The sequence below is a fragment of the Streptomyces sp. CB02261 genome (genome assembly GCF_001905665.1).
GTDB lineage: Bacteria > Actinomycetota > Actinomycetes > Streptomycetales > Streptomycetaceae > Streptomyces.
In genome coordinates this window covers 348929-359301 of the sequence record NZ_LIVX01000008.1, presented here as the reverse complement: position 1 = coordinate 359301, position 10373 = coordinate 348929, and the positions used below count along the sequence as shown (strand labels likewise).

Genomic DNA, 10373 nt, shown 5'->3' with positions numbered 1-10373 from the left:
CACGACCACCCGCGGCCGGCGCGGCCCCGCCGCTGCGGCAAGGCGTGCCGGCGCACGGCGCTCCGCCGTCGACACGGCGGCCTGAGCGCCACGTGCTGGGGAAGCTGCCTCATCAGGAGACATGTCTCCGCGCTGCTCGGCATCCCCGTGGCGGCCTGACCGTCACCCACGGGCGGACGTGAGCTGACGCCCGAACAGCCAAGAGGGCCCGACCGGCACACGCCGGCCGGGCCCTCTCGCATATCGGTGGGTCGGTTCACCCACCGGCGCGAGGTGAATGATCGGAGTAGCTGAAGTCGCCCACGGTCCAAGCGCTGACGTCCGCGATCGAGTTGGGAGTGCAGATGGGGGGCTCCCCGCGTCGTGGCGGTGAAGGCGGCGGAGGACCCGCCCACGCGGCCGAGCCCGCCAGAGCCTCCGACAGCCGCTGCCTTCACACCGCATGCCGTAGCGCAGGGCGTTGGCGACGAGCTCCGAGACCACGGGGGACCCCTCGGTCTCCGGATCGCCCACGCTTGGTTCTCCCTGTCTGCGGCATGTGCCCCGACAAGCGGTAGTCAACCCCGTGCGACCCCGATGTGCCCCCGCCCACGTCACTGTTCGAGGCCGATTACCTAGTTGCTGGACACGCGGAAATCTATGTCGGCCGGAGTAGACATTGAGCGGTGGCGTGGTTATGGTTTCTCTCGTAGCCCAGAGAGACAGCAGGGCCTGGCAGATACGAACTGCCGGCAAGCGGTACAGCAGTACAGGTAGTTGCAGTGCGCAGGACGGCGCGGCGGTGGAGTTTCGAAGCCAGGGATGTTGCAGGACGGCGACGGGACTGACGGCCGGGCCGGGTGGCCCGCAGTGATCAGGGGCCGCCGGAGCGGGACCGTGGTCATGACAGAGGCGGTACCCGCGAGTGCAGTTCGCAGTACCCGCAGTGAAGTGAGGAGCGGTACCCCTGGTGAAGGCGTCGGCTGCGGGCGCGCGCACCGGGAAGTTCGGCAGTGGGGTTCTAAGCCAGAGCAGACGCAGGACGGGCAACGGGGCTGGCTGCCGAAGAGTGACGCTGTCTCAGGTCGCTCAGCAGTACGCATCACCCGCAGTACGCAGTACAAGCAGTACGCAGTACCCGATGGTAGGAAGTTGATCACCGAGGGAAGAACGGAGGAACGAAGCACCAGCAGGATCGCCCGGACGGAAGTCTCGAGTCCGGGTACCGCAGGACATCGATAGTGAGGTGGTCTCCGGTCAAGCAACCGCGATCCCCGCACTCCCGACAGCCACTGGGTCGGGTAGGCGGACACAGAAGGCCGGCGCGGTATCAGGGTCGGCACGTGGTGTAGAAGTTCCTTCGGGGCCCTGGTGCCGTACGGCATCAGGGCCCCTCCACGCGTTCCCGAGAGAGGTGCAGATGACAGCTGACGACTCGTACGGCCGTCTCGACGACGACGACTACCCCGCCTACACGATGGGCCGGGCCGCCGAGATGCTCGGCACCACCCAGGGCTTCCTCCGCGCCATCGGAGAGGCCCGCCTCATCACCCCGCTCCGCTCGGCGGGCGGCCACCGCCGCTACTCCCGCTACCAGCTGCGCATCGCCGCCCGCGCCCGTGAACTCGTCGACCAGGGCACCCCGATCGAGGCCGCCTGCCGCATCATCGTCCTCGAGGACCAGCTCGAGGAAGCCCAACGCCTCAACGCCGAATACCGCCGCGCGGCCCAGGCGGCCGACCCGCCGGCCGCGGCCTGAGACGGTGCGCGCCCCGCCGTACCTCGGCGGGCCCGTTCCCACTTGGAGGAACTCTTCTGGTGACGGGGGGTGTGGGCGTGTAGCGTCTCCGTTAGCTGTCGTGGTTCGGAAGTTCCCTTTGCCCACGCCTTCGGCGTGGGCGTTTTGCTGTGCTGTGCCGCAGGGACCAGGGCGATCACCTCCGTCTTCCGCATGGAGTGGGAGACATACATCGACTGGAAGGCATGAGACATGGCTACGGGAACTGTGAAGTGGTTCAACGCGGAGAAGGGCTTCGGCTTCATCGCCCAGGACGGCGGCGGCCCGGACGTCTTCGCCCACTACTCGGCCATCAACTCCTCGGGCTTCCGTGAGCTCCAGGAAGGCCAGACCGTGACGTTCGACGTCACCCAGGGCCAGAAGGGCCCCCAGGCGGAGAACATCAACCTCGCCTGACCCGCCCCACACCCCGCTGACGGAACCGGGGGCACTGGGCTCAGGACGCACGGCTGCTTCGCGCGTTCGTTCCGAGTCGAGTGCCCCCGGAACTCGCTCATGGCCTTGTCACCACCGTGAACTGGTGGAATGAGCGAGGCGCAGTGATGCCGAGGGGGCCTGGCGCGTCGGCAGACGGGCGAACGGTCGGTTCGAGCACGGGTTCGTGCGGGACCGGTCCGATGCGCATGCTCTCCAGCTGACCCCCCCACCCCGGCGACCTTGCGCCAGAGAGTCCGGTCGGCCGCCCGTTCGGTGATCCACGCGCCCTCGTCCGGCCCCCCCGAGCGGCAGCAGTCGCCCCAGGCCGAGCACACCACGTACTGGCTGGATCAACGCCTCGGTCTTCACCCCTCCGTCCTCTCCACCGCGGTGGAGAGGACGGCAGGTCGGAAAGGGTAAGCGGTCCTGCCGATCGGCTTCTGTTGATGCCCGCTGCAAGGGCTGCTCCGGTGTCCTTCTCCTGCGCGGCTCGGTACCCGCGGGACCCACCTCTTGAGCGCTCAGTGAGCTTCTTCGAGTTGGCCACCGATCGGGTGATCGCAACGGAGCGCTTCAGCGTCGAGTGGGCTGCTGCAGCGTCCGGTGCCAGCAGCTTGGTGAGCCGGGACAAGGGGCCACTCGAAGCCTGCCGGCCTGAACGCCAACCCGGCGGCAAGGCCGGTGAGCGACGATCAAGCTGTTGTCAGCCACTGGCTCTAAGGTCGGCCCTATGACATCAGACCTGGTCCGGGACGCATGGACGCGCATCGACGCGTGGCTGCGCGAGCACGCGCCCCGCACCTTTGCCACGCTTCGGCCGCCCGCAGGAGACGCTGAGATCGCAGCAGCGCAAGAGGAACTGGGGGTCACCTTTCCTCCGGACCTGGTCGCTTCACTCCAACGGCACAACGGGGCGCTGGAGGGACCCGAGGCTTTCCGGTTCAGCACGGGCGACCGGCTGCTCGGAGTGAGCGGAATCCTCGGGGACACCGGGTTCTTGCGCGGCATCGACCAGGGCATCGACGGGGAGACCGAGGGCTACTGGCTCCACGACTACGTGAAGTTCGGTTCTTACGACGTGACGTCGGACGGTCTTCTGATGGACTGCCGTACCGGGCGGGACTCCTTCGGTGTGGTCGGACGGTTCTTCGACGAGACCGGCACCAGGTTCGGGCAGGCCGACTCGCTGGGTGAGTATCTGACCGAACTTGCCGGCACGCTGGAGCGCGGCCAGGACGCCGGGGTCGTCACCTTCAACGGCCGGCTGTTCTGGGAGGGGCGTCCGCCTGCCAGGCCGCAGTACAGTGCCGACGAGCCCCTTCCCGCACCGGATGAGCAGCTGCCAGAGCTGAACCTGTCCTACAGCCCCACCGACCTCCTCCACGTGAGCCACCTGGACGGGCATGAGGAACTCGGTGCGCTGATCGCAGTTCTGCCGTACGAGCAGGTGGTCGACGCCGCGCGGAAGCAGGCTCGCAGACTGGCGGTCGAAACGGGCCTGAACAACTACCCGGAGGTCAAGACAGCCCTGGACGCTTGGGAGCGCGGTGTGGCCCCGCCACAGCCGGACCAGACCAGCCCGCTCGCCTTGCGCCTCCGCGCGGTGCTCGCGCAGGCCGACACCGCACGAGACCACACACGCAGGTGGGCCGCGGAGAAGATAGCCCTTGGGATCTGGGGGTCCCCGTACAGGTCCGTGTGCGAGAGCGCGGAGATCAGGAGTCACTTCACTCTCGACTGGCGTGCGGACCTGCACGCGGACCTGGGCAATCAGCCCCTGCCACTGATACCTGACGACCGATTCTGGGGGGCGCTGCGCAACCCCGCCATCGACTCCAGTTGGTACGCGGCCCAGTACAGCCAAGACCAGGACTGACGCCAGGGGTGCCACCACTGCCGCTCCAGCGTGAGGATGGCCTTGACGATTGACGTCATGCGGTTGGGGCTGCACCGGGACCTGCGGAAGATCCGCCAGGACTTCAGGATCGCGACACCGCGTTCAACGGGCGCTCGTGCTGCGGCCAGCGCCCGGTTGAGGGTCTTCTCGGTGGGAGTGAGTTCCTGGAGTGGCTTGCGTTTGACGCCGGTCGTCAGCCACGGTCCTGCGCCTTGGTAGGCGAGGTCGGCCAGGACGGGAACGCCCTGGCGCTCGCAGATCCGGATGATGCGGTGGGTACGGGCGGCGGTCAGGTCGTGGGTGCGGCCCGGCAGGGCGGGCGAGAGCCACAGCAGCCGGCCGCCGGGGTCGGTGACGACCTGCACGTTCACGCCATGGCGCCGGCGTTTGTGGGAGTAGTCGGCCCGGCCGTCGCCGACCCGGCCGCACTCGGCGAGGGTGCCGTCGAGCAGGATGAAGTCGGGATCGTGCTCGCGCAGCGTCTTGAGCAGACCCGGTGCACGTTCAGCGAGCAGGTCGACGACCGCGCGGGTGTAGGCATGGGCGGTGGACTCGCTGATCCCGAACCCGGCGGCGATCTTCGCCAGAGTCGTGTGCTCTCGCAGGTACACCAGAGCCATCGCCCGCTGAGACGGACGGAGCTTGCAGCGCCGGTCGCCCTCACGAGTGACAACCAGCATGGCGACCCACTCCACGAGCGCATGCGGCAGGTCGAGTGCGGCAGGATAGATGACCAACGAGGCCCCCGAGCAACGTGATCGAGGCGTCAGACAGCTCGATCAACAGCTCGGGGGCTTCCTTCGTCGCGCTTCACGGCCCATCACCCGATCGGTGGCCAACTCGAAGAAGCTCAGTGAGCGGCGAGAAGGATGGCGACGTAGTGCGCGGTGAAGGCTGCCACCGTCAGTGCGTGGAAGACCTCGTGGAAGCCGAACCAGCGGGGTGAGGGGTTGGGCCGCTGAAGGGCGTGGGCGACCGTGCCCGCGCTGTAGAGGAGCCCGCCGATCACGAGTGCGGGTCGGGGCGTGGGCGTACGAAGTGATGACGGGTTCGTTCGTGGTGCCCGTGTGCTGCTCATGATGGTCTCTCCCGGTCTGCTTCCGGTCGCCCGCCGAGGGGTGGCGGCGGCCCTGCCGAAGCCGGGCGCCAGCCCGTGACCAGGCGCATCACGCCTTGCTCGGCGCGGACGGTGCACTGGTGGAGCTGGTCGGTGTCGGCGGGTCTGCCCTACGTCATGGAGACGACGACCTTGCCGGCCTTCGCCCGGCCCTTTTCGACGTACTCCATGGCGTGGAGGGTGTCGTCGAACGGGAAGACGGTGTCGACGACGGGGCGGATCTTCCCGGTGTCGATGAGGGGGGTGAGTTCCCGCAACTGGTCTCCACTGGCCTTCATGAACAGGAAGGAGTACGTCACGCCCAGGCGCTTGGCCTGGCGGCGGGTCCTGGAACTGAGCGCGGTCATGGCCAGGCGGAGGACCGGGTTCGCGCCCAGTTCACGGGCGAAGGCCGGGTCGGGCGGGCCCGCGACACTGATGGCGGTGCCGCCGGGCCTGAGGACACGCAACGACCTGGCCAGGTTGTCGCCACCGAGGCTGTCGAGGACGACGTCATAGCCGTCGAGGATCTCGGTGAAGTCCTGGGTGCGGTAGTCGATGACTTCGTCCGCGCCGAGGTCCTTGACCAGGTCGACCTTGGCGGTGCTCGCGGTGGTGGCCACGTGCGCGCCGAGTTCCTTGGCCAGTTGGACGGCGATGGAGCCGAGGCCGCCTGCGCCCGCGTGGATGAGGACCTTCTGACCCGGCTGTACGCGGGCGCGCTCGACCAGTGCCTGCCACGCGGTCAGGGCGACCAGGGGCAGGGAGGCGGCCTCGGTCATCGTGAGGGTGGCGGGTTTGGGCGCCAGGTCGTCCTGGTGGACCGCGAGGAGTTCGGCGAAGGTGCCGATGCGGTCCTTGTCGGGCCGGGCGTAGACCTCGTCACCCACCGCGAAGCGGGTGACGGAGGACCCGACCTGCAGGACCTCTCCGGCGAGGTCGTTGCCCAGGACGAGGGGGAGACGGTAGGGCAGGAACGCCTTGAAGTCCCCGTTGCGGATCCTGAGGTCCAGTGGGTTGACGCTCGCCGCGTGGATCTTGACCAGGACGTCGTCGGTGCCCACCTGCGGGTCGGGCATTTCGGCGGCGCGCATTCCCGCCCGGCCGCCGTACTTCTCGACCGTGAAGGCCCTCATCGTCGTCTCCGTTCCGTGTCCCGTCCCAGGTAGGGGCGGGGTGTCTGTGCTCGCCCCGGGCTTCTCCCCGTGCGAGACGGTCTGTGCTGTTTTCCTGGCTGCGGCTGGGCGCACCGCGTCCTCGGTCGCGTGCACCCGTCAGGCCACCGGCACGACAGGGGCGGTGCCGCGGTCGTGCCGAGCCTCCCTGGAGGCGGTGCAGGTGGAAGGACGCGCGCCGCGGTGGCGGGTGAGCGTCAGCCTGCGTTCGGCCGGGGTGCCGCGGACAGGCTCTCCTTGACGTACCGGCTGGTCTCGTCGGCGAGGATCTCGGGCAGGCCCTTCTCGATGCCGTACAGGGCCTGGGCCGCGACGTCGGCGGCGGCGACCTTCTGGTCGGCGGGCACGCCGGCGGCCATGTCCGTGTCCATGTAGCCGACGTGCAGCGCCGAGACGGCGATGCCCCGGGGCGCCAGCTCGTCGCGGGTCGCGCCACTCAGTGCCCAGGCGGCGGCCTTGGACGCGGCGTAGGAGCCGAGGGCGGCCGGGTGGAACCAGGACAGGGCGGACAGGACGTTGAGTACGGCGCCGCCGCCGTTGCCCTCGATGACGGGAGCGAAGGCGCGGGTCGCGGCGAGCGGGCCGTAGAAGTTGGTCTCCATCTCCCGGCGCACCTCATCGGTGTCGCCTCCGATCAGCGTCGCGCCGGTGGAGATGCCCGCGTTGTTGATCAGCAGGGTCGCATCCGACGCGATGCGGGCGGCCTCGCGTATCGACGCCTCGTCCGTCACGTCGAGGCGCAGCGGGACGGTGCCCGGCACGTCGACCGTCTCGGGGCGGCGGGCCGCCGCGTACACCTTCGCGCCGCGCTCGACGAGCTGGGCGGCCAGGTGCCGCCCGAGGCCCCGGTTGGCGCCGGTGACGACCGCGACCGCGTTCTTCAGTTCCATGCCTGCTCCTGGTCTTCGACGGGCGCCGTCGAGTCGCACGCCCCATGTTTAGATTACGAGTCCAATCTAAACATGGGGATACGATAGATGCCAGTCGACATCCAAATGGGAGGTGGCCATGGGCCGCGTATCGCAGGCGCAGGCGCAGGAGAACCGCAGGCGGGTGGTGGACACCGCCTCCCGGCTGTTCCGGGAGCAGGGCACCCAGGTGAGCGTCGCCGACCTCATGAAGGCGGCCGGCCTGACCCACGGCGGCTTCTACAAGCAGTTCGCCTCCAAGGAGGCGCTCGTCGACGAGGCGACCGCCCACGCCTTCGCCGAGCTCGCCCGGCGCCATACGGCCGGGCTCGAGCAGTACGACGGGCGGCGGGACACCGCTCAGCGGGCCCTGATCGACGCCTACCTCTCCGTCGAGCACCGTGACGACCCGGCGGGCGGCTGTCCGGTCGCGGCCCTGGCCGTCGACGTCGCACGCGGGGATGAGGACTGCGAGGCCCGTCGCACCTACACGGAAGGAGTGGCCGACTTCGCCGCGTTCCTCGCCCCGGTCGGGGCAGCCGGGGAGGGCGAGGACGGCATCGCCCGGCTGTGCACCTTGTTCGGTGCGCTGGTGCTGTCCCGGGCCACCGTGGGTTCCCCACTCTCCGAGGAGATCCTCACCGCCGCGCACGCGGCCCTGACGGAAGCCGGCTGACCGGGGCCGAGGTACCTGGCACCGCGCCGGTCGCACCCGCAGTCGAACACCGCGGGCACCCGCGAGGGGCTGTGATCGCCCCCCGGTCGGCGGTAGCGCTGCCAGCCGGAGCGCCACCGGCGTCAGCGCGGCAGTACGACCGCCGGCCGGTCTCGGATGTCACGCGGGATCTCGTCGACGCTCGCGGTCGCGTTCACGCACGCGGCCCTCGCGGGGAAGAGTACGGCGGACACGACGCGCGCCGGCGTCGCGACATCGCTCTCCGCGCGGTGCCGCGGCACCCGCACGGTGGGGTCTTCGAGTACGTAGGGCCGTGACCTCGCTCTTCAGCTGAGGCCGCCGTTCTGCTCCGTACCGCGTCCGGGCTGTGAGCCGGTCTTCACGCGCGTGTTTCTGAACTGCCCTCCCGCCAAAGCGCGTTGGGGTACGTACGGCGCCGTCGGCTCCTCCCCGGTGGTGTGCGCGGCGGCGGGGAGTCGGTGGGGTCATGGGCTCGTGACGGCCGGCGGCGCGTGCGGCACGGCCAGCATGTTGACGCAAACATCGACCGGCGGCAAGAGGTCGGCGAGAAATCGGAATATCTCGTTCAAATCCTTGACAGCACACGGCAGTTCTCCGAAGCTTCCGCTTACATCGTGTTTACGCAAACATAACGTGAACCCGGTGCGTCACGGCCTGGATCGGCCCCCCATGCCTCCCCAGCGTTCTTCCGATCCGACCGTCAGCCGCGCAGTCCGCGCGGTGTGCTCAGTCACGACGACCCGCGAGGTAGCGCACCCATGCGACTCAAGACCTTCGGGGCGGCGGCACTGTTCTCCGCCGTCGCCGCCCTCCTGCTCTCCCTGCTCACAGCCGTGGGCACCGCTCACGCCGCGCCCGTGACCATCGCGAACGGTACGCAGTTCACCGACCCGAACGGCAACCCCGTGCACGCGCACGGCGGCGGCGTCGTCAAGGTGGGCTCGTACTACTACTGGTTCGGCGAGAACCGGCACGCCGACAACAGCTTCCGTTACGTCTCCGCGTACCGCTCCACCGACCTCAGGACGTGGGAGTTCCGCAACCACGTGCTGACCGAGGCCACCCACCCCGAGCTGGTGGGCGCGAACATCGAGCGGCCGAAGGTCGTCTACAACGCGGCGACCGGCAAGTTCGTGATGTGGATGCACAAGGAGGGCAGCGCCACCGACTACAGCGAGGCGCGCGCCGCCGTCGCCGTGTCCTCCACCGTGGACGGCGACTACACCTGGAAGGGCAGCTTCCGCCCGCTCGGCCACATGTCCCGCGACATCACCGCCTTCGTCGACACCGACGGCAAGGCCTACATGATCTCCGCAGCCAACGAGAACGCCGACCTCCACGTCTACCGGCTGACCTCCGACTACACCGGCATCGCCGCGCAGGTCCAGAAGCTGTGGCCCGGCAAGTCCCGTGAGGCGCCCGCCATGTTCAAGCGCAACGGTGTGTACTTCCTGCTCACCTCCGGCGCCACCGGCTGGGCTCCCAACCAGCAGATGTACGCCACCGCCACCAGCATCACCGGCACCTGGAGCGGCCTCCAGAACATCGGCGACTCGACGACGTTCCGCAGCCAGACCACGTACGTCCTGCCCGTCCAGGGCACGAACGGCACCAGCTACCTGTACATGGGCGACCGCTGGGGCAACTCGATGGGCGGCATGGTCAACGACTCCCGGTACGTCTGGGCGCCGCTGACCTTCCCCACCAGCACCACCATGACCATGGGCTACTCCCCGCAGCTCACGATCGACACCGCCGCGGGCACCGTCGCCGGCATGAACGTGACCTGGGAGTCCCTGACCGCCCGCAACAGCGGCAAGTGCGCCGACGTCGCGAACTTCGACACCGCCGACGCCGTCGACCTGATCCAGTGGAACTGCGGCGGCGAGATCAACCAGCACTTCTGGATCAAGGACCTGGGCACCGGCTACCACCAGATCATGGCGCGGCACAGCGGCAAGTGCCTCGCCGTGGCCGGCGCCTCCACCGCCGACGGCGCGCGTGCGGTACAGGCCGCCTGCGACGGTTCGACGTCCCAGCAGTGGAAGCTCCAGTCGTCCAGCACCTCCGGTTACGTGCACCTCGTCGCCCGGCACAGCGAGAAGTGTCTCGACGTCTCCGAATGGGCCTCCTGGAACGGCGCCGCGCTGCAGCAGTGGACCTGCAACACCGGCGACAACCAGAAGTGGCAGCGCTGGACCGTATGACCGGGTCCGGCGACCTGACCGCCCCCCGACCGTCCCACCGCCCCGGACGACGACGGCGGCGGCGACGAGGACGCGCCGGGTGACGCCGCGGACGCCGTCCGAGGCCTGACCGGCGCGTCCGACGAGCCGGCACAGGGCCACCCGTCCGGTCCCTGTGCCCGCGTCTTCCGCCCCCGCAGGAGACGCGCCAGGAGGGCCG

7 protein-coding genes and 2 pseudogenes are annotated in these 10373 nt (G+C 69.3%); 5 read left to right on the top strand and 4 right to left on the bottom strand.

From position 1 onward, the window contains the following. Nucleotides 1–1399 precede the first annotated feature (1399 nt). From AMK29_RS26795 to AMK29_RS26785, 3 genes are all read left to right on the top strand, one after another. The gene (locus AMK29_RS26795) at nucleotides 1400–1738 is read left to right on the top strand and encodes a MerR family transcriptional regulator (protein ID WP_073817844.1); all 339 of its coding nucleotides are present in this window, start codon (nucleotides 1400–1402) and stop codon (nucleotides 1736–1738) included. 231 nt (nucleotides 1739–1969) lie between these two features. Further along, nucleotides 1970–2173 (top strand): cold-shock protein, encoded by a 204-nt coding sequence (locus AMK29_RS26790; RefSeq protein WP_030325187.1) that lies wholly within the window; start codon nucleotides 1970–1972, stop codon nucleotides 2171–2173. Between the two features lie 751 nt (nucleotides 2174–2924). Then, the gene (locus AMK29_RS26785; RefSeq protein ID WP_073817843.1) at nucleotides 2925–4070 is read left to right on the top strand and encodes an SMI1/KNR4 family protein; all 1146 of its coding nucleotides are present in this window, start codon (nucleotides 2925–2927) and stop codon (nucleotides 4068–4070) included. A gap of 17 nt (nucleotides 4071–4087) precedes the next feature. Here the strand turns inward: AMK29_RS26785 and AMK29_RS26780 are convergent. The 4 genes and pseudogenes from AMK29_RS26780 to AMK29_RS26765 all read right to left on the bottom strand — a co-directional run. Next, a pseudogene (locus AMK29_RS26780) lies at nucleotides 4088–4828 on the bottom strand (transposase family protein); the annotation flags it as partial. 113 nt (nucleotides 4829–4941) lie between these two features. After that, nucleotides 4942–5103: pseudogene (locus tag AMK29_RS26775) on the bottom strand (hemolysin III family protein); the annotation flags it as partial. Between the two features lie 215 nt (nucleotides 5104–5318). Then, entirely contained in the window at nucleotides 5319–6323 is a 1005-nt protein-coding gene (locus AMK29_RS26770) for an NADP-dependent oxidoreductase (RefSeq protein WP_073817840.1), read from the bottom strand. Nucleotides 6324–6559: 236 nt separating this feature from the next. Then, nucleotides 6560–7252 (bottom strand): SDR family oxidoreductase, encoded by a 693-nt coding sequence (locus AMK29_RS26765; protein WP_073817839.1) that lies wholly within the window; start codon nucleotides 7250–7252, stop codon nucleotides 6560–6562. 118 nt (nucleotides 7253–7370) lie between these two features. Here AMK29_RS26765 and AMK29_RS26760 point away from each other — a divergent pair, with 118 nt between their 5' ends. After that, nucleotides 7371–7946: a TetR/AcrR family transcriptional regulator gene (locus AMK29_RS26760; protein WP_073817836.1), complete on the top strand. Its 576-nt coding sequence runs from the start codon at nucleotides 7371–7373 to the stop codon at nucleotides 7944–7946. Nucleotides 7947–8725: 779 nt separating this feature from the next. After that, nucleotides 8726–10174 (top strand): RICIN domain-containing protein, encoded by a 1449-nt coding sequence (locus AMK29_RS26755; protein ID WP_073817834.1) that lies wholly within the window; start codon nucleotides 8726–8728, stop codon nucleotides 10172–10174. Nucleotides 10175–10373: the final 199 nt, after the last annotated feature.